A 19,092-nucleotide genomic window follows, 5' to 3' on the forward strand; every position below is an offset into this window, starting at 1 on the left:
CCCACTTTTACCCACTTCACCCCACTTTTCGCCACTATAAGAAAGAAGTGTCATAGGGTCAACCTGAGCCGGAACACAACCTCCTTTTAAGACAAGGGCTTAGAAAGACCATGCCAAGATTAATCCTATTAAATCAGCAGCTTAAAAAAAGCGCTGAAAGTAGGCTGTGAAAAGGGGGAATACAACAGCGGAGAACGGCCAAAAAAATACAGGCGACATGCCGTGGCATGCCGCCTGTCGCCGGGTCTGGGCCCGGCCTCTGCCGCACCGGCCGTCAGGCCAGTTTCTGCTTGAGGATTTCCTGTACCTGGGCCGGGTTGGCCTTGCCCTTGGAGGCCTTCATCACCTGGCCCGCCAGCGCATTGAGCGCCTTTTCCTTGCCGGCGCGGAACTCTTCCACCGCCTTGGGGTTGGCGGCGATGGCCTCGTCGACCATCTTCTCGATGGCGCCGACGTCGGACACCTGCTTCAGGCCGTCGCGCTCGATGATGGCGTCGGCGGACAGTTCGCTGTCCCACATCGCCTCGAACACCTGCTTGGCGAGCTTGGACGACAGCGTACCGTCGGCGATGCGCACGATCAGCCCGGACAGGCGCGCGGCGTCGATCGGGCAGTCGCCGATCTCCTTGCCGTCGCGATTCAGGCGCGCGGCAATCTCGCCGTTGACCCAGTTGGCGGCCAGCTTGCCCTGGCCAGAGGCCTTGGCCGCGGCTTCAAAGTACTCCGCCTGCTTTAGGCTGGAAGTCAGCAGTGCCGCGTCATAGGCGGACACCCCGTAGCTTTCCACGAAGCGGGCCTGCATCGCGCCCGGCAGTTCCGGCAAGTCGGCACGGATGCGCGCGATCTGCTCGTCGGAGATGCGTACCGGCAGCAAATCCGGGTCCGGGAAGTAACGGTAATCGTGCGCATCTTCCTTGCTGCGCATCATGCGCGTCTCGCCGCTGTCCGGATCGAACAGCACGGTGGCCTGCTGTACCTTGCCGCCGTCTTCCAGAGTGTCGATCTGCCACTGGATTTCGTACTTGGCGGCCTGCTCCAGGAAGCGGAAGGAGTTGAGGTTCTTGATCTCGCGGCGGGTGCCGAATTCCTTCTGGCCTTCCGGGCGCACCGACACGTTGACGTCCATGCGGAAGCTGCCTTCCTGCATATTGCCGTCGCAGATGCCCAACCAGGTCACCAGCGCGTACAGTACCTTGACGTAGGCCAGCGCCTCATCCACCGAACGCATATCCGGCTCGGACACCACTTCCAAGAGCGGCGTGCCGGCGCGGTTAAGGTCGATTCCGGACAAGCCATGGAAGTCCTCGTGCAGGCTCTTGCCGGCATCCTCTTCCATGTGGGCGCGGGTCACGCCGATGACTTTTTCCTGGTCGCCGACCAGTATCTTGATCTTGCCGTGCTCGACGATCGGCAGCTCCATCTGGCTGATCTGGTAGCCCTTCGGCAAATCCGGATAGAAGTAGTTCTTGCGGGCGAACACGTTCTTCTGGTTGATCTTGGCGTCCAGCGCGAGGCCCAGGCGAATCGCCTTGTCCACTACCGCACGGTTCAGCACCGGCAGCACGCCGGGGAAGGCCAGTTCGACCGCCGAGGCCTGGGTGTTGGGCGCAGCGCCGAAGGCGGTGGAGGCGCCGGAGAAAATTTTCGATGCGGTGTTGAGCTGCACGTGCACCTCAATACCGATGACGACTTCCCATTTCATGGTTGGAAAATCCCTTTTCGGTTCAAGGCCGGCCGCGCAGGGCCAGCCTTTTGCATTTAGTCGCGATTACAGAGCGGGCGCCTTGGTGTGCCAGTCGGTCGCCTGCTGGAACTGGTGCGCCACGTTCAGCATCTTGGCTTCGCCGAAGTAGTTGCCGATGATCTGCAGACCCACCGGGCGGCCGTTGGCGGCGAAGCCGGCCGGCACGCTCATGCCGGGCAGGCCGGCCAGGTTGACCGACAGCGTGTAGATGTCCGACAGGTACATCTGCACCGGGTCGCCCGACTTCTCGCCCAGGTTGAACGCCGCGGAGGGCGCCACCGGCCCGAGGATCACATCGCACTGTTCGAATGCAGCCTTGAAGTCGTTGGCGATGAGGCGGCGGATCTTCTGCGCCTTGAGATAGTAGGCGTCGTAGTAGCCGTGCGACAGCACGTAGGTGCCAACCATGATGCGGCGCTTGACCTCGGCACCGAAGCCCTCGGCGCGGGTCTTCTCATACATGTCGACCAGGTCCTTGTACTCGGCAGCGCGGTGGCCGTAGCGCACGCCATCGTAGCGGCTGAGGTTGGTGGAGGCCTCGGCCGGAGCGATCACATAGTAGGCCGGGATGGAGAGCTGGGTGTTGGGCAGGCTGATCTCGACCACCTCGGCGCCCAGCTTCTTCAGTTCGGCGATGGCGCCATCCACCACGCCGGCGACGTCGGCGGACAGACCCTCGGCGAAATATTCGCGCGGCAGGCCGATCTTCAGGCCGTTCAGCGGCGCGTTCAGGTCACGGCTATAGTCTTCCTTGGCGCGCTCGAGGCTGGTCGAATCGCGCTGGTCGAAACCGGCCATGACGTTGAGCAGCAGCGCGCAGTCCTCGGCGGTCTGCGCCAGCGGACCACCCTGGTCGAGCGAGGAGGCGTAAGCCACCATGCCGTAGCGCGACACCACGCCGTAGGTCGGCTTGATGCCGGTCACGCCGCAGTGCGAGGCCGGCTGACGGATCGAGCCGCCGGTATCGGTGCCGGTGGCGACCGGGGCGAGACGCGCCGCCACCACCGCGGCGGAGCCGCCGGACGAGCCGCCGGGAATCGCCGCCAGGTCCCACGGGTTCTTCACCGGGCCATAGAAACTGTTCTCGTTGGACGAGCCCATGGCGAATTCGTCCATATTGGTGCGGCCGAGCGTCACCAGGCCAGCGGCGCGGCACTGCTCGACAACATGGGCGTCGTAGGGCGAAATGAAGTTGTCGAGCATCTTCGAGCCGCAGCTGGTCTTCCAGCCCTGCTGGCAGAAGATGTCCTTGTGCGCGATCGGCACACCGGCAAGCAGGCCCGCCTGGCCGGCTGCACGCAGGGCGTCGGCGGCACGCGCTTCGGCCAGGGTCTTGTCGCGGTCGACGCTGATGAAGGCGTTGAGCGTCGGGTTGAGCGCCGCGATGCGGTCGAGGTAAAGCCCGGCGAGTTCCTCGCTGGACACGGCTTTTGCCGCCAGTTGCTGCGACAGCGCCTTGAGGGTGGCGTTAATCATGGTGTCGTAAAATCTCGATAAGCTCGGAAGGTTGGCCGAAACGCGCGCGCCGGGAACCAACCGTGCCGGAATCAATCTCTGGTTATTCCAAAATTCGCCTTGGAACTATTCGATGACTTTGGGAACGAGGAACAGGCCGTTCTCGACCTGCGGGGCGATGGCCTGGAAGGCGGCGCGGCGGTCCGATTCGGTCACCACGTCATCGCGCAGGCGCAGACTCACGTCCTGCGGATGGGCCATCGGCTCGATGCCATCGGTATCGACGGCCTGCATCTGTTCGATCAGGCTGAAAATATTGTTGAGTTGGGCGCCCACCGCGACGATTTCTTCGTCGGTTACGGCGATGCGGGCCAGCTTGGCGATCCGCGCGACATCCTGATGCGTCAGCGACATGGTGTCCTCGTTAAAACCTTTAATAATTCAAGGCTGATAGGGTATCATAGACTGTTTGATTCACCCAAGATTCGACGCTTCGCCACACCGTTTAGCCGGGGGTCATTTTGACGGTTCATGCCGTCCTTCCCGCGACGAGGAGAAGCCGCTAGACCACGACCATTAGCGCCATTGCGGGCTCGTCCCGACAACACGAACACTGAACCAGGACCACCCCATGTTTCGTTCCCTCACCGGATACTTCTCGAACGACCTCGCCATCGACCTCGGCACCGCCAACACCCTGATCTACATGCGCAGCAAGGGCATCGTGCTGGATGAACCGTCGGTGGTGGCGATTCACAGCGACTTCCCGACCAACAAGAAATCGATCCTGGCCGTCGGCCTGGAAGCCAAGCGCATGCTCGGCCGTACCCCGGGCTCGATCCAGGCGATCCGCCCGATGAAGGACGGCGTGATCGCCGACTTCACCGTCACCGAGCAGATGCTCAAGCAGTTCATCAAGAAGGTGACGCCGAGCCGCTTCTTCTCCGCCAGCCCGCGCATCGTGATCTGCGTGCCGTGTGGTTCGACCCAGGTCGAGCGCCGCGCCATCAAGGACTCGGCGCTGGCCGCCGGCGCGCGCCGCGTCGAGCTGATCGAAGAGCCGATGGCCGCCGCGATCGGCGCCGGCCTGCCGGTGGAAGAGCCGACCGGTTCGATGGTGGTGGACATCGGCGGCGGCACCACCGAGGTCGGCGTGATCTCGCTGGGCGGCGTGGTGTACTCCAACTCGGTGCGCGTCGGCGGCGACAAGTTCGACGAAGCCATCATCAACTACATCCGCCGCAACTACGGCATGCTGATCGGCGAGACCACCGCCGAAGAGATCAAGAAGACCATCGGCTCGGCCTTCCCGGGCGCCGAAGTGAAGGAAATGGAAGTCAAGGGCCGCAACCTGGCCGAGGGCATTCCGCGCGCCTTCACCGTATCGTCCAACGAGATCCTCGAAGCACTGACCGAACCGCTGAACCAGATCGTCTCCGCGGTGAAGATCGCACTGGAGCAGACCCCGCCAGAACTGGGCGCCGACATCGCCGACAAGGGCATGGTGCTGACCGGTGGCGGCGCGCTCTTGAAGGACATCGACCGCCTGCTGGCCGAGGAAACCGGTCTGCCGGTGATCGTCGCCGAAGAGCCGCTGACCTGCGTGGTGCGCGGCTCGGGCAAGGCGCTGGAAAAGATGGACAAGATCGGCACCATCTTCACCAACGTACCCTGAACCGGATTCGCGTCCGGCCTGAACCGGCCGGACGTCCTGCCAGATGGACTTTGCCAACAATCCCAGCTTCATCCGCCAGGGCCCGCACCCGGCGGTGCGTCTCGCCTTGTGCGTGCTGCTGTCGATCGCGCTGTTGATCGGCGACAGCCGCTACGGCCTGATGGAGCACGTGCGCGAAGCGCTCTCGGTGGCGCTGTACCCGGTACAGCGCGCGGTCAACGTGCCGTTTGCCGGCGCGCGCCACGTCATCGACTTCTTCACCGCGCAGGCGGAGCTGAAGACCGAGAACGACACGCTGAAGAGCCAGCGCCTGCAGATGTCGGCGCAGCTCGCGCGCCTGGCCACCGTGGAGCGCGAATACCGCGAACTGCGCCAGCTCAATGAGCTCAAGTCGTCGCGCGCCGAGGGCGGCCAGCTGGCCGAGGTGCTCTACACCGGGCGCGACCCGTTTTCCTACAAGCTGATCATCGACAAGGGCGCGGACGCCCAGATCAGTCCGGGCCAACCGGTGATCGACAGCCAGGGGCTGATCGGCCAGGTGACGCGGGTGCAGCCGCTGACCGCCGAGGTGACGCTGATCATCGACAAGAACCACATGGTGCCGGTGATGATCGAGCGTACCGGCGCGCGCGCCATCCTGTACGGCTACGGCGGCGGTGTCGAAGTGCGTTACCTGCCGAACCACGCCGACGTGCAGGAGAAGGACTTGCTGGTGACCTCCGGCATCGACGACCTGTACCCGGCCGGACTGCCGGTAGCGCGCATCGGCAAGATCGAGCGCAACACCGGCGCCGCCTTCGCCCGGCTGTCCACCAGCGTGGTGGGCGGGGTGCAGGAGAGTCGTTTCGTGCTGGTGCTGAACCCGAAGCAGCACGTGCCGGCCGCGCCACCGCCGCCACCTGACGCCGCCCCGCCCCGCCGCACGGAGTAACCATGCCGTTTGAGCGCCCCAAAGAACTGCTGAAGCCGGTCAAGCGCCGCTTCATCTTCCTGACCTTCGTCATCGCCGTGCTGGTCGAGCTGATCCCGCTGCCGGCGGGTTCAACGCGCTGGCTGCCCGACCTGATCGGGCTGTTGCTGCTGTACTGGGTGATCAACCAGCCGCGCCGCGTCAACATCGGCAGCGCCTTCCTGCTGGGGCTGGTGGCGGATGCCGCCACCGCCGGGTTGTTCGGCCAACATGCGCTGGCCTACTCCATCACCAGCTACCTGGCCTTGCGCCAGCAGCGCCAGCTGGTGATGTTCAACCTCGGCCAGCAGGCGCTGGCCGTGCTCGCCCTGATGCTGGCCAACCAGACCATCATGGTGGTGGCGCGCATGATCACCGGCGCCGCCTTCGTCGGCTGGAGCTATTTCCTGCCGCCGCTGGTCGGCGCGCTGCTGTGGCCGCTGCTGACCAAGCTGCTGTTGCTGCCGTACCGGCAGCATTCGGTCTAGTGGTAGCGCCCGGCATGTCCCGTCCCACCCGTTTCAAGAACACCCAGGCGGAAGAAGGCCAGTTCCAGCTGCGCCTGGTGGTGGCCTACGCCATCATGGTGCTGCTGTTCCTGCTCCTGGTCAGCCGCTTCGTCTGGCTGCAGGTGATGCAGCACGAGCATTTCTCCACGCTGGCCCAGAACAACCGCATCTCGCTGGTGCCGATCCTGCCCAACCGCGGCCTCATCGTCGACCGCAACGGCGTGATCCTAGCGCAGAACTACTCGGCCTACACGCTGGAGCTCACCCCGAGCAAGATGCCCGACCTCGACGCCACCGTGGCCGAGCTCTCCAAGCTGGTCAACGTCACCCCGCGCGACCTCAAGCTGTTCAAGAAGCTGCGCACGGAATCGCGCAACTTCGAGGCCATCCCGCTCAAGGCCAAGTTGAGCGAGGAGGAAGCCGCCCGCATGGCGGCGCACGCCTGGCGCTTCCCTGGGGTGGAGGTCAAGGCGCGGCTGTTCCGCGACTACCCGTTCAAGGAACTGACCAGCCACGTGCTGGGCTATATCGGGCGCATCAACACCCACGACGTGGAACGGCTGGAAGAGGACGACCAGACCACCAACTACCGCGGCACCACCTATATCGGCAAGACCGGGCTGGAATACACCTACGAGACCCAGCTGCACGGCACCGTCGGCTTCGAGGAAATGGAAACCGACGCCGGCGGGCGCGCCATCCGCACCCTGCGCCGCACCCCGCCGATCAACGGCCAGAGCCTGCACCTAGCGCTCGACATCCGCCTGCAGGAGCTCGCCGACAAGCTGTTCGGCAAGCGCCGCGGCGCGCTGGTGGCAATCGACCCGCGCGACGGCGGCGTGCTGGCCTTCCTGTCCAAGCCCGGCTTCGATCCTTCGCTGTTCATCGACGGCATCGACAGCCAGACCTGGAAGGAGCTGAACGAAAACTGGGAAAAGCCGCTGGTCAACCGTGCGTTACGCGGCCTGTACCCGCCCGGCTCCACCTTCAAGCCGTTCATGGCGATGGCGGCGCTGGAGACCGGCGCCATCGGCCCCAACGACATCCGCCCGGCGCCGGGTTACTTCACCCTGCCCGGCAGCAGCCACCAGTTCCGCGACTCCAAACCTTCCGGCAACGGCATGGTCAACCTGGCCAAGGCGATCCAGGTGTCGAGCGATACCTTCTTCTACAAGCTGGCGTGGGACATGGGGATCGACCGCATCCATCCGGTGGTGTCGCAGTTCGGGCTAGGCAGCAAGACCGGCATCGACCTCGACGGCGAGGCCGCCGGGGTGCTGCCCTCCAAGGAATGGAAGGCCAAGCGCTTCGCCAAGTACCGCCCGGAGGTGGGGCGCTGGTACCCCGCCGACGTGGTCAGCATCGGCATCGGCCAGGGCTTCAACGCCTACACCCCGCTGCAGATGGCCAACGGCGTCGCCACCCTGGCCAACGACGGCGCGATGTTCAACCCGCATCTGGTGCAGCAGGTAGTGGACGATCGGCATGGCAAGGCGACCCCGATCAATACCAGCCCGGTGCGGCGCCTGGCGTTCAAGCCGGCCCATTTCGAGTACGTGAAGCGCGGCATGCAGGCCGTGCTGCAGCCGGGCGGCACCGCGGCGCGTATCGGCGTCAACCTGCCCTACACCATGGCCGGCAAGACCGGTACGGCGCAGGTGGTGCAGATCAAGCAGGGTGCCAAGTACAATGCCGGCGCCCTGGCCGAGCGCTACCGAGACCACTCCTGGTTCGTCGCCTTCGCCCCGGTCGAGGCGCCCAAGATCGCCCTGGCGGTGATCGTCGAGAACGCCGGTTTCGGCGCGGCGGCGGCAGCCCCGATCGCGCGCGCCCTGACCGATTTTTACCTCACCGGCAAGGTGCCGGCCGACCTCTCCGGCCAGCTGCAGACGGTGAAGACGGAAACCCGCAGCGCGGCGGAGATCGCCCGGGCCCAGGCCGAGCGTGCCGCCGAAGAGCAGGAGGGCCACGATGCAAACCCCGCTCCTTAAACGCCTCTGGCAGTTCGTGCGCGAACCGCTGGACGGCTGGCTGATGTTGTTCCTCGGCCTGGTGTTCGTGCTCAGCATGCTGGTGCTGTACTCGGCCTCGAACCAGAGCTTCGACAAGATCGACAACAAGCTGGTCTACACCGTGCTGGGCCTGGTGGTGATGTGGGGCGCGGCGCGCATGCGTCCACAGTCGATCATGAACTTCGCGCCGCCGCTCTACGCGCTCGGGGTGCTGTTGCTGCTGGCGGTGCATTTCAAGGGGGTGACGGTGAACGGCTCGACGCGCTGGCTGGAACTCGGCATCACCCGCATCCAGCCCTCCGAAATCATGAAGATCGCGCTGCCGATGATGGTGGCGTGGTTCTTCCAGCGCTTCGAGCTGAGCCTGCGCTGGTGGCATTACCTGGTCGCCATGGCGCTGATCGTGATTCCCGGCGGACTGGTGCTCAAGCAGCCCGACCTCGGCACCGCCACGCTGATCATGGCGGCCGGCTTCTTCGTGCTGTATTTCGCCGGATTGTCGTGGAAGGTGCTGATCGGCGGCGCGGTGGCGTTTGCCGCCAGCCTGCCGGTGGTATGGAACCTGATGCACGACTACCAGCGCAAACGCGTGCTGACGCTGATCGACCCGATGGAAGACCCGCTCGGCGCCGGCTACCACATCATCCAGTCGATGATCGCCATCGGCTCGGGCGGGCCGTTCGGCAAGGGCTGGCTCAACGGTACCCAGACCCACCTCGACTACATCCCGGAGCGCACCACCGACTTCATCTTCGCGGTGTACTCGGAGGAGTTCGGCCTGATCGGCAACGTCATCCTGGTGGTGCTTTACCTGCTGATCGTCAGCCGCGGGCTGATGATCACGGCGCGCGCCCAGACCCTGTACGGGCGCCTGATGGGCGGCACCATCACCATGTCGTTCTTCGTCTACGCCTTCGTCAACATGGGCATGGTGGCCGGCATCCTGCCGGTGGTCGGCGTGCCGCTGCCGCTGGTTTCCTACGGCGGCACCGCCACCCTGACGCTGATGCTGGGGCTCGGTATGCTGATGAGCATCGGCAACACGCGGCGCTGAAGCCGACCTCAGCCCTCCAGTACGCTCACCCGGCCATCCGCGCCGGCCAGCGCCGTGACGAAGCCGTGACGGCGATAGTTGCCGCCGATGGCCGCCAACCGCTCCGGCTGCTGGCGCAGCGCCTCCGGCAGCAGGATGCCGAAGCGCTGTTCCAGCCCCAGCCGGTTGAGGATGTCACGGAACACCTTGCCGTGCTCGGCTTCCACCCCGGCCACCAGGGTCAGCGACACCGGCAGGTACAGCGTGTGCCATGGGCAGTCCAGGCGCAGGTAATTGAGCAGGTGGATGGCGCGCACGAAACGGTCCAGCACCAACGGCGACTGACTGGCCTGGCACAGGCCCAGCAAGCGCTCGATCCCAACCGGCTGTCCGGCCGGGCTCAGGCACTGCGTCAGGGCCACGGCGCTGCCATCCTCCTGCGGCTGGAAGCGGCTTTCCAGGCGGTGCTTGATGAAGGTGCCAAAAAACTCGCCCTGTTCGGTGAGATGAATCGGGAAGCCGCTGAAATACAGGCTGTGCACCCGCTCGGTGAAAAAAGTCAGTAGTTTGCTCATGCCCATCTTCCTCGTTGCCCCGTAGAGAGGTTGGACCAGTCCATCCCGCGCGGCCCGGCCAGCTCGGCGTCCCGCTCACGGCCCACCCCGCCTTGCTCGCCTCCTCTCCATGCCCCCGCCGGTTCGCGACGGGACGATCGAACAGGGTAGCCGCGCCGGTGATATTCCATCAAGTTAGAATTTTTCCATTGCTCATCACGGAATCGAATGAAGTGCATCTCCCGGCGCGGGAGGCAAAGCAAAGCGGCCTCCCCGACGGGGAGGCCGCGTACGGCAGCGAGCGGCGAGCCCTCAGCCCAGCCAGCGCAGCGCGCCGTACAGCGCGAAGCTAACCACGATGGCGAGCAGCGTGCGTCGGGTCAGCAAGGCCACCGCGCCGGCCACCAGCGTGCCGACCAGGTAGGGATTGGCCGGCGACAGGTCGAGCGTGCCCTGCGGCGCCAGCGCCATCGGCACCACCAGTGCGGTCAACACCGCCGCCGGCACATAGTGCAGCGCGCGGTTGAGCCAGGCCGGAAAGCTCAAACGTTGGCCGAACACCAGGAAACTGGCGCGGATCAGCACCGTCAGCAACGCCATGCCGGCAATCGTCAGCCAGATCGTCATGCCGCCACCCTCCTTTCGGCCAACTTTTCACACGCCACCCCAGCCAGCACGCCGACCAGCGCCGCCAGCATCAGGTCGAGCTTGTAGGGCAGGCCGCGCGCCAGCAGCGCCACCGCGCCGGCCGCCGCCGCCGCCGCCAGCGCCGGACGCTTTTTCAGCTGCGGCGCGACGATGGCGGTAAAGGTCGCCACCATGGCGAAGTCCAGTCCCCAGCCGGCCAGACCCGGCACCGCCTTGCCGAGCCACACCCCCACCACGCTCCACAGGAACCAGTTGAGGTACATCGCCAGCGAGGAGCCGAGCTGGTACCACTGCCCGCCAGCCGCCCCCTGCGAACGGAAGCGATGCTCCACCACGGCGAAGGTCTCGTCGGTGAGCCAGAACGCCAGCGGCCAGCGCCAGCGCGCGTTCCAGTCGCGCGCGTAGGGCAGCAGCGTGGCGCTGTACAGTGCGTGGCGCAGGTTGACGACGAAGGTGGTGAGCCAGATCACCGGCAGCGCCGCGCCGGCGCCGATCAGGCTGACCGCGACGAACTGCGAGGAGCCGGCGAAGACGAAGGCCGACATTGCCAGCGTGGCGCCGGCCGACAGCCCGGCACCGACCGCCAGCGTGCCGAAGATGACGCCGAACGGCGCGGCACCGACCAGCATCGGCAGGCTGTCGCGGGCACCGGCCAGAACCAGAGCGAAAGGTTTCATCGGATGGGATCGCGAGGGAAGTGGGTGACGATCCCAGTCTGGCTCAAGCGTCGTCGCCGGTCTTGAACGATCTTGCGCCGACGGCACGCTGGTAGGCCGCCGGGGTCACGCCCAGCGCATGGCGGAAAGCCCGCGTCAGATGCGCCTGGTCGGCAAAGCCCAACTCGGCGGCGGCATCGGACGGCCGCCAGCCGCGCCCCAGCAGCGTGCGCGCCCGCGCCACCCTGAGCTGATTACGCCACGCCACCGGCGGCAGGCCGAGGTGCTGCCGGAACAGACGGTTCAGATGATAGGGGGACAGCTCGACGGCGTCCGCCAGCTGCTGCAGCGACAGGTTGTCCGCCAGGCGGTCGGCCAGCAGCGCCCGTACCCGCTCCACCGCGACCGGGTGCGATGCCAAGGGCTGGCTGGCGACGCTCATGTGCCGCCTCAGTACCGTCGAGAACACCGTGTACAGCGCCGACTCGCGCTGCAGCCGGTCCTGGCTCGCGCTCAGCAGCAGATGCAGCTGATTGAGCCGCTCGGCCAGATCGGCGTCGTGCAGCACGGTGGCCCGGAAATACGGCACCGCATCGGCTCGGCCGCTGATTTCCTGCGCCAGCCGGCGCATGAAGGCCGCCGACGGATAGAAACCACGATAGGCCCAGCCATTCTCCTCGCCCGCCTCGCCGGTGTGCACCTCGCCCGGATTGATCACGATCAGTTGACCGCGCCCGGCCTGATGCGCGCTACCGTGGTAATGATAGCGCTGGGAGCCCTGGATCAGGGTGTTGACCACGTATTCCTCGTGGAAATGCGGTGCAAACACATGCTCGACGTAGCGCGCGTCCAGGCACTCCAGCGGCGCGATGTCGTCGGCGCGGAAAAAACGGGCATACTCGGCGGCGGAATGACTCATGGCGGGGGCGTCGGGAACGATACGTCGATTATGACGGCAAGCGCGCCAACGCGACAGGCCGAAACCGCGACTCGCGGCGACAAAAAACCCCGCCGGTGGACGGGGCGGTCGTGATGCCCAGCGCGCCGCCTCAGGAACCGGCGAGGAAGGTGCGCACCCCCGAGCCGATGAACTGCACGCCGACGCAGATCAGCAAGAAGCCCATCAGCCGCGTCATCACCTCGCGCCCGGAACGGCCCAGCTTCTCCGCGATCAGCGTCGAGGAGCGCAACACCAGCCAAGTGCCGAGGCAGGTCAGGAAGATGGCCAGCACCGTCATCGCCATCGCCAGCGCCTTGGCCGGCACGCCGTGCAATTCGGCGATCTCGGTGGCGATGCCGATCACCACGGCGATGGTCCCCGGCCCGCTGATGCCGGGCATGGCCAGCGGGAAGAAAGCGTAATCCTCCTTGCCGTCCGAGGTCTTGGGCGCCATGCCCGGGTCCTGCGACAGGAACAGCATGCGGTAACCCAGCACCGCCACCACCAGACCGCCGGCAATACGCAGGGCGCCGTAGGAAATGCCGAACAGCGCCAGGATCAGGTTGCCGGCCAGCAGCGACACCAGCATGATGCCGGCGGCAAACAGGCAGGCGCGCCGCGCCTGATGCGCCCGCCCCTCGTCGCTCATGTCGCGCGTCAGCGTGATGAACAACGGAATCTTCGACAGCGGGTTGGTGATGGTGATCAGACTGATCAGGCCGCCAAACAGAAACTGCAGATACAGGTCTTTCAGCATGGAAAACAGCCGGGAATATCGGGGGTCGCCATTCTACCCGCTTGCGGCCGGCTTGCCAGCGCGGCGTGGCACGCCACTGCGACAATCTGTCGCAGCCACGCCCGGTCGACGCTATGCTACGGTTCGTTCTTCGAGACCGCACCCATACCAGCCATGAAACACCCCCGCATCCTGACCGCTCTCCTGCTCGGCCTGCTCGCCCTACCGGCACTGGCCCACCACTACGTGCTCGGCACACTGCATATCGGCCACCCGTGGAGCCGCGCCATGCCGGCCATGATGAGCAGCGGCGCGGTCTACCTGAAGCTCGACAACCAGGGCAAGAGCGCCGACCGCCTGCTCGCGGTCAGCACCCCACGCGCCGCCAGTGCCGAATTGCACCAGAACCTCAACGATCACGGCGTCATGCGCATGCGCGCGCTGCCCGAAGGGATCGAACTGCCCCCCGGCCGCGGCATCGCGCTGACACCGGGCGGGACGCACATCATGCTGATGGGGCTCACCGCGCCGCTCAAGGCTGGCGAACGCTTCCCTCTGACGCTGCGCTTCGCCCGCGCCGGCACGATCGAGGTCGAGGTCAAGATCGAAGAAGGCATGATGCCCACCCCCTGAAGTGGCATCGCCCACCGCGTCGTGACGCCCGCACGGCGTCCGACGCCCCCGCCGTGTCCCGACATGGCCCTCTCCTCCCCCCATCGCCCGCGGCCCGGCCCACCACCTTCGCTCCCCCCTCCCAGGTAGCCCTGCTACAGTCAACGTATCAAAAAAATGACATTGCGCTGACCATGAAGCCGAATCGGGTAAAAACGACTTTTACTGTTAAATAAAAGCGTCTTATTATTCACATGTGCTTACACATCAAGAGTGGATATCCATGCTGCGACGCCTACTGATGCGACTAGCACACGGTCTAGGCAACCCAACCCTGCTCATGACGCTGCTCATGGTACTGGGGCTGGTCGGCACCTGGCGCCTGCTGGACAGCACCATCGCGCAAAGCGATCGGGGCTATCTCCAGCTGACCGGCAAACTGCTCGAGCGCAACCTGCTCAAACAGCGCAACACGCTGGGCCACAACCTGACCGAATACAACGCCTGGGACGACATGTACCACGCGGTCAGCGGCCCCTCTCTCAATATCGCCTGGCTACGCACCAATCTCACCGGATCGATCTACCGCACCCTCGATATCCAGCTCAGCGTCATCACCGATGCCCAGGGCAAGCCGCTGTACGCCGTGCGCAACGGCGCCATCGAGGAAACGCCGAACCTGACGCTGCCGTTCAGCGCCCGGCAATGGCAGCACCTGGTGCAGATGGCCGCCCGCTTCGAGCCGCTCGGCAACGAAGGTTACCCCACCGCGTTTTTCCGCGACACCGTACCCAACCCGCTCACCCACCAGACTGAACCGCGTCTGCTGATGCTGGCGCTGCAGCGCATCGTGCCGGAAACCACGGAACCGGACGCCGCCCTCCCGGCACGCTACTTGCTGTTTGCCAAAGACATCGGTCCTGCGCAGCTGGAAGACATCGCAGGCGACCTGCGCCTGGAGCAATTGCAGGTTGACTTCACCGCCGCCGCCAAGCCCCCCGGGGCGCTCGCGGTACAAGGTCCGGAAGGGCAGACACTGGCTTACCTCACCTGGCAGCAGGAGCTGCCCGGCAGCCATCTGCAAACAGCACTGCTGCCACGCGCGCTCCTGCTGCTGCTGGTGCTGGTCGCCATCGCGCTGCTGCTGCTGCGGGTATCGCGCCAGCTGACGCTGCACCACCAGCGCACCACCGCACGCCTGATCAGCCAGGGGCAAGTGCTGCGCGAACTGGTTGCCGAACGCGAAGACAAGAGCGACCCGCTCGACGCCTACCTGAAGTTGCTGTGCCAGAAACTGGCCGCCACCCTGGACGTCTCCCGCGTCAGCGTCTGGCGCTACCAGCCCGATCTCCAGGAGCTGGAGTGTCTGATCGGCATCGACCGCGACGCCGATCACCACTTCGCCGGCGCCCTGCTGCACTTCTCCGCCCACCCCGACTATTTCTCCGCGCTGCACCGGGAGCGCTACCTCAGTGCCAGCAACGCCACGAGCGACCCGCGCCTGGCCAGCATGCGGGACTACCTGCTGGAACACACCATCTGCTCGATGCTGGACGCAGCCGTCACGCTGGCCGGCACCCACTACGGCGTGATCTGCGTGGAAGACCGCAACAAACGCGAGGCCTGGCATCCCGACGAGATCAACTTCGTCTGCTCCAGCGCCGACGTGGTGGCGCTGATGATGGAATCGGGCGCACGGCTGCAGGCCGAGGGCGAACTGCACCGCCACGCCTACTACGACCGCTTCACCGGCCTGCCCAACCGGGCCCGGCTGCTGATGCAGCTAGACGAACTGGCGCAGAATCGCAGCGAGAACCCGGTGTTCGGCTGCCTGATCCTGGCGCTGGACGCCCTGCCCAACCTCAACGAACTGTACGGCCACGACACCGGCGACCAGGTCATCCTGCTGCTGTGCGAGCGCCTGGCGCGCCTGGCCGAACCGGGCGAACTGGTGGCGCGGGTGGCGGAAAACCGCTTCTGCCTGATCCTGCTGGGCAAGGACGAAAGCAACATCAACCGCCGCGTCACCGCCATCAACGAAACGCTCAACCTGCCGCTCGACGTCAACGCCCAGCTGATCGGCGTGCGCGTCAGCGCCGGACTGGCGCTGTCGCCGCAAGACAGCAAAGAACCGCTGCGCCTGCTGGAACACGCCGAGCTGGCGATGCAGATTTCGCGCAATTCGATCCAGGGCGGCTGGGTGCGCTTCCACGAAGACATGAGCACCGACTGGCACCGCCGCCACCTGCTGATCAACGAATTGCGCCAGGCCATCGGCACGCACCAGCTGTTCCTCTGCTACCAGCCCTACCACGACCTGAAAACCCGCCGCACGCGCGGCGCCGAGGCACTGCTGCGCTGGCACCACCCCGAGCACGGCTTCATCTCCCCCGGCGAGTTCATCCCGCTGGCCGAGGACAGCGGCGTGATCGTACCGCTCGGCGAGTGGGCGCTGCGCGAAGCCTGTCAGCAGACCGCCAAGTGGCGGCAGGGGGGACAGCCCGAGTTCACCATCTCGGTCAACGTCTCGCTGCTGCAACTGGAAGACCCGCACTTCGCCGATCTGGTCGCGGGCATCCTGGCCACCGCCCACCTCCCCCCCTCGGCCCTGGAGCTGGAAGTCACCGAGACCTTGGCGCTGCGCCAGTCGGGCAGCATCGAGGACAATATCCGCCGCCTCAAGGCGCTGGGGGTGAGCCTGGCGATCGACGACTTCGGCACCGGCTACGCCTCATTCAGCTACCTGCGCCGCTTCCCCGCGGAAAAGATCAAGATCGACAAGCAGTTCCTCGATCAGGTACCGGACAACCACCAGGATGCCGCCATCGTGCGCATGATCGTGGCGATGGGGCATTCGCTCGGCGCCATGATCACCGGCGAAGGCATCGAGAACGAACGGCAACTGGCCTTCCTCGCCGAGATCGGCTGCGACTACGCGCAAGGCTTCCACCTGAGCAAGCCGCTGGAGCAGCACGCCATGAGCCGTTACCTGTCGCATAACGCCGTCGCGGCGTCGAACGGCCAGCAAACGCCGACAACGTTGTAGTTATGTGACACATTGCAGTGCAACAAAAAATGTCGAAAGGCCATTTCGCTTTACCGATGCCCCATTAATGGGCACACTCGCCGAGGGAATCAAAACCGCCGGTCCCCACATATACCGCAGCGTCAAGTTTGCACCCGACAGAAGTCTAAGATGGAGGAGCGGGCCCCAAGGGCCCGTCATACAATAAAGCGACTCGCGGGACCGGCGGCTTTCCCTCCTTGAAGACAGCACTTTCCGCTATGCTGTACGGCGTATTCCATCACCCCGATACGCCCACCATGACTACCCCGGATCGACTCCCCCGCCTTGCCATCCAGTACTGTACCGGCTGCCGCTGGCTGCTGCGCGCCGCGTGGATGGCTCAGGAACTGCTGACCACCTTCGAGAAGGAACTGGCCGAAGTGGCGCTCCAGCCGGGCTCGGGCGGCGTGTTCCGCATCACCCTCAACGGCGAGCAACTGTGGGACCGCAAGGCCGACGGCGGCTTTCCCGACATCAAGGAACTGAAGCAGCGGGTACGCGACCGTGTCGCCCCGGACAAATCGCTCGGCCACAGCGACGCCGTGCCGACCCCGCCGCTCTGACCGCGAGGTTGGCCGCAGCATGGCCCTGCCGCAACGCAAGATCATCCACGTCGACTGCGACTGCTTCTTCGCCGCCGTGGAGATGCGCGACCAGCCCGCCTGGCGCGACATCCCGCTGGCGGTGGGGGGGCAGCCCGACAGCCGCGGCGTGATCGCCACCTGCAATTACCTGGCGCGGCGCTACGGCGTACGCTCGGCGATGTCCTCGGTGCGCGCCCTCACCCTGTGCCCGTCGCTGTTGATCGTGCCGCCCGATTTCGCCCGCTACAAGGCGGCGAGCCAGCAGATCCTGACGATCTATCAGGACTTCACCGAGCTCATCGAACCGCTGTCGCTCGACGAGGCCTACCTCGACGTCAGCGGCCGGCCGCACTGCCAGGGCAGCGCCTCGCTGATGGCGGAGGCGATCCGCCGGCGCATCCGCGACGAGGTCGGCATCACCGCCTCGGCCGGCATCGCCCCCAACAAGTTCCTCGCCAAGGTTGCCAGCGACTGGAACAAGCCGGACGGCCAGTTCGTGATCCGGCCCGAGGACGTCGACGCCTTCGTCCGCGCCCTGCCGGTGGAGAAGATTCCCGGCGTCGGTGCCGTCACCGCGTCACGTCTGCACGCTCTCGGGGTGCGGCATTGTGAAGACTTGCGCGGCTGGGAACTGGCGGAACTGGTGCGTCACTTCGGCCGCTTCGGCGAGCGCCTGCACGCCCTGGTACGCGGCATCGACCCCCGCCCGGTCAGCGTCGAGCGTTTGCGCAAGTCGATCAGCGTGGAGGAAACTTACGCGGTGGACCTGCCCGACCTCGCTGCCTGCCTGGCCAAATTGCCGGAACTGCTGGAGCGCCTCGCGCACCGGCTGGAGCGCGCGGGCCAGCCTGCGTTCCGCGGCCTGAGCGTCAAGCTCAAGTTCGCCGACTTCAGTCAGACCACGGTGGAGCAGGCCGGGCAGCAGTTGAGTAGCGACACGCTGGCGGCGCTGCTGCAGGTCGGCCACGCCCGCGGGGCGCAACCGGTCAGATTGCTGGGGGTGGGCGTGCGGCTCGCCGCGGACGACACCGAACCGCGTCAGCTGGCGCTGTTTCATGGCGACGAGCAGGCCGGCTGAGCAGGCCAGGGTTGGCCGAAGCCGAACCGTCAACGGGCGGGATCGCCCGGGCACGGCTCGGCAGCGGGAAGTAAGGAGCTGTGGCGGCTCAGCCGCCCTGCCGTGCGTCCTGGAACGCGGCGACGGCGACGTCGCGCTCCTGCCAGGTGCGTGCCACGCTCGAGCGCTGCGCCAGCGCCTTCAGGTAGGCCGCCAGCTCCGGCACCGCCTGCACCGGGTCGCGCTGGAGCGTACGGCGACACGCCAGCGACACCGACGGCAACAGCGCGGCGGCGCTGATGTCGGCATGACTGAACTCGGCCCCGCTGAGCCACGGCGTCAGCCGCGCGCGACGCATCACGGCAGCAATGCCGGACTCGATGGCGCCACCGGCACGCTCGCGCTCGGCCTCGCCCAGCGCGGAGCCGAACAGCACATGGTCGAACAACGGCTTGGCCGGTGTCAGCACATAATGCTCCAGCAACAGCGCCAGTTCGCGGGCGTGAGCCCGGCCATTGGGCGTCGGCGGCAACAGCGCGGCGGTCGGGTAGGCATCTTCCAGCCACTCCAGGATGGCGCCGGATTCGGCCAGGGCGTGGCCGTTGATATCGACGTAGGGAATCTTGCCCATCGGGCTCAACGCCAGCACCTCGGGGGTCTGCGCCGGCGCGGCGGGCTGCTCGCGAAAGTTCACCCCTTTTTCGATCAGGGCGATCTTGACCTTGTTGTAATACGGAGAGAGGGCGACACCGTAGAGCGTGATCATCGGATTCTCCTGTCGTCGGGCGGGCGAGTGGAAACAGCGGTGATGCCCATGGCCGCGACCGCGGCCATGCAGCAGTCATTATGAAGCCATTTGCC

At 65.8% G+C, this 19,092-nt stretch carries 18 protein-coding genes; 9 read left to right on the forward strand and 9 right to left on the reverse strand.

Annotation, left to right across the window (positions count from 1 at the left end; translation table 11 throughout):
* Positions 1 to 274: 274 nt before the first annotated feature.
* The 3 genes from gatB to gatC form a co-directional block, all read right to left on the reverse strand.
* A complete protein-coding gene (gene gatB / locus B9N72_RS00810; RefSeq protein WP_085274558.1) occupies positions 275 to 1,702 on the reverse strand; it encodes an Asp-tRNA(Asn)/Glu-tRNA(Gln) amidotransferase subunit GatB in 1,428 nt (475 codons plus the stop codon).
* 66 nt (positions 1,703 to 1,768) lie between these two features.
* The gene (gatA, locus tag B9N72_RS00815; protein ID WP_085274559.1) at positions 1,769 to 3,220 is read right to left on the reverse strand and encodes an Asp-tRNA(Asn)/Glu-tRNA(Gln) amidotransferase subunit GatA; all 1,452 of its coding nucleotides are present in this window, start codon (positions 3,218 to 3,220) and stop codon (positions 1,769 to 1,771) included.
* 105 nt (positions 3,221 to 3,325) lie between these two features.
* Positions 3,326 to 3,613 (reverse strand): Asp-tRNA(Asn)/Glu-tRNA(Gln) amidotransferase subunit GatC, encoded by a 288-nt coding sequence (gene gatC / locus B9N72_RS00820; protein ID WP_085274560.1) that lies wholly within the window; start codon positions 3,611 to 3,613, stop codon positions 3,326 to 3,328.
* Between the two features lie 217 nt (positions 3,614 to 3,830).
* Here gatC and B9N72_RS00825 point away from each other — a divergent pair, with 217 nt between their 5' ends.
* The 5 genes from B9N72_RS00825 to rodA are packed head-to-tail and all read left to right on the forward strand — an operon-like array spanning position 3,831 to position 9,398.
* Positions 3,831 to 4,874 (forward strand): rod shape-determining protein, encoded by a 1,044-nt coding sequence (locus B9N72_RS00825; RefSeq protein WP_008954690.1) that lies wholly within the window; start codon positions 3,831 to 3,833, stop codon positions 4,872 to 4,874.
* A gap of 43 nt (positions 4,875 to 4,917) precedes the next feature.
* Positions 4,918 to 5,805, forward strand: coding sequence for a rod shape-determining protein MreC (mreC, locus tag B9N72_RS00830; RefSeq protein WP_085274561.1), 888 nt, complete (start codon positions 4,918 to 4,920; stop codon positions 5,803 to 5,805).
* A 2-nt stretch (positions 5,806 to 5,807) separates the two neighbouring features.
* The gene (gene mreD, locus B9N72_RS00835; protein WP_014085608.1) at positions 5,808 to 6,311 is read left to right on the forward strand and encodes a rod shape-determining protein MreD; all 504 of its coding nucleotides are present in this window, start codon (positions 5,808 to 5,810) and stop codon (positions 6,309 to 6,311) included.
* Between the two features lie 14 nt (positions 6,312 to 6,325).
* Positions 6,326 to 8,323, forward strand: a complete 1,998-nt coding sequence (gene mrdA / locus B9N72_RS00840; protein WP_085274562.1) for a penicillin-binding protein 2 — start codon at positions 6,326 to 6,328, stop codon at positions 8,321 to 8,323.
* The gene (gene rodA, locus B9N72_RS00845) at positions 8,304 to 9,398 is read left to right on the forward strand and encodes a rod shape-determining protein RodA (RefSeq protein ID WP_085274563.1); all 1,095 of its coding nucleotides are present in this window, start codon (positions 8,304 to 8,306) and stop codon (positions 9,396 to 9,398) included. The genes mrdA and rodA overlap by 20 nt, the downstream gene beginning before the upstream one ends.
* 8 nt (positions 9,399 to 9,406) lie before the next feature.
* On the opposite strand, the gene B9N72_RS00850 is transcribed toward rodA, so the two are convergent.
* The 5 genes from B9N72_RS00850 to B9N72_RS00870 all read right to left on the reverse strand — a co-directional run bounded on the left by B9N72_RS00850 (position 9,407) and on the right by B9N72_RS00870 (position 12,932).
* The gene (locus B9N72_RS00850) at positions 9,407 to 9,952 is read right to left on the reverse strand and encodes a hypothetical protein (RefSeq protein WP_085274564.1); all 546 of its coding nucleotides are present in this window, start codon (positions 9,950 to 9,952) and stop codon (positions 9,407 to 9,409) included.
* Positions 9,953 to 10,243: 291 nt separating this feature from the next.
* Entirely contained in the window at positions 10,244 to 10,558 is a 315-nt protein-coding gene (locus B9N72_RS00855) for an AzlD domain-containing protein (RefSeq protein ID WP_008954684.1), read from the reverse strand.
* Complete coding sequence (locus B9N72_RS00860; RefSeq protein ID WP_085274565.1) at positions 10,555 to 11,256, reverse strand: AzlC family ABC transporter permease; 702 nt, start codon at positions 11,254 to 11,256, stop codon at positions 10,555 to 10,557. The genes B9N72_RS00855 and B9N72_RS00860 overlap by 4 nt, the downstream gene beginning before the upstream one ends.
* A gap of 43 nt (positions 11,257 to 11,299) precedes the next feature.
* Positions 11,300 to 12,154 carry an AraC family transcriptional regulator gene (locus B9N72_RS00865; protein ID WP_085274566.1) on the reverse strand — a complete coding sequence of 285 codons (855 nt, stop codon included), beginning with the start codon at positions 12,152 to 12,154 and terminating at the stop codon, positions 11,300 to 11,302.
* A gap of 130 nt (positions 12,155 to 12,284) precedes the next feature.
* Positions 12,285 to 12,932: a MarC family NAAT transporter gene (locus tag B9N72_RS00870; protein WP_085274567.1), complete on the reverse strand. Its 648-nt coding sequence runs from the start codon at positions 12,930 to 12,932 to the stop codon at positions 12,285 to 12,287.
* A 153-nt stretch (positions 12,933 to 13,085) separates the two neighbouring features.
* On the opposite strand from B9N72_RS00870, the gene B9N72_RS00875 reads away from it, so the two are divergent.
* The 4 genes from B9N72_RS00875 to dinB all read left to right on the forward strand — a co-directional run bounded on the left by B9N72_RS00875 (position 13,086) and on the right by dinB (position 18,252).
* Positions 13,086 to 13,544 (forward strand): copper chaperone PCu(A)C, encoded by a 459-nt coding sequence (locus B9N72_RS00875; RefSeq protein WP_085274568.1) that lies wholly within the window; start codon positions 13,086 to 13,088, stop codon positions 13,542 to 13,544.
* A gap of 262 nt (positions 13,545 to 13,806) precedes the next feature.
* A complete protein-coding gene (locus B9N72_RS00880) occupies positions 13,807 to 16,569 on the forward strand; it encodes a bifunctional diguanylate cyclase/phosphodiesterase (protein ID WP_085274569.1) in 2,763 nt (920 codons plus the stop codon).
* A 278-nt stretch (positions 16,570 to 16,847) separates the two neighbouring features.
* Positions 16,848 to 17,153, forward strand: a complete 306-nt coding sequence (locus B9N72_RS00885; protein ID WP_085274702.1) for an Rdx family protein — start codon at positions 16,848 to 16,850, stop codon at positions 17,151 to 17,153.
* A 19-nt stretch (positions 17,154 to 17,172) separates the two neighbouring features.
* A complete protein-coding gene (gene dinB / locus B9N72_RS00890) occupies positions 17,173 to 18,252 on the forward strand; it encodes a DNA polymerase IV (protein ID WP_085274570.1) in 1,080 nt (359 codons plus the stop codon).
* A gap of 88 nt (positions 18,253 to 18,340) precedes the next feature.
* On the opposite strand, the gene B9N72_RS00895 is transcribed toward dinB, so the two are convergent.
* Positions 18,341 to 18,997 carry a glutathione S-transferase family protein gene (locus tag B9N72_RS00895; protein WP_085274571.1) on the reverse strand — a complete coding sequence of 219 codons (657 nt, stop codon included), beginning with the start codon at positions 18,995 to 18,997 and terminating at the stop codon, positions 18,341 to 18,343.
* Between the last annotated feature and the right edge of the window lie 95 nt (positions 18,998 to 19,092).

The organism is Pseudogulbenkiania subflava DSM 22618, from assembly GCF_900177275.1.
In the GTDB taxonomy this organism is placed as follows: Bacteria; Pseudomonadota; Gammaproteobacteria; order Burkholderiales; family Chromobacteriaceae; genus Pseudogulbenkiania; species Pseudogulbenkiania subflava.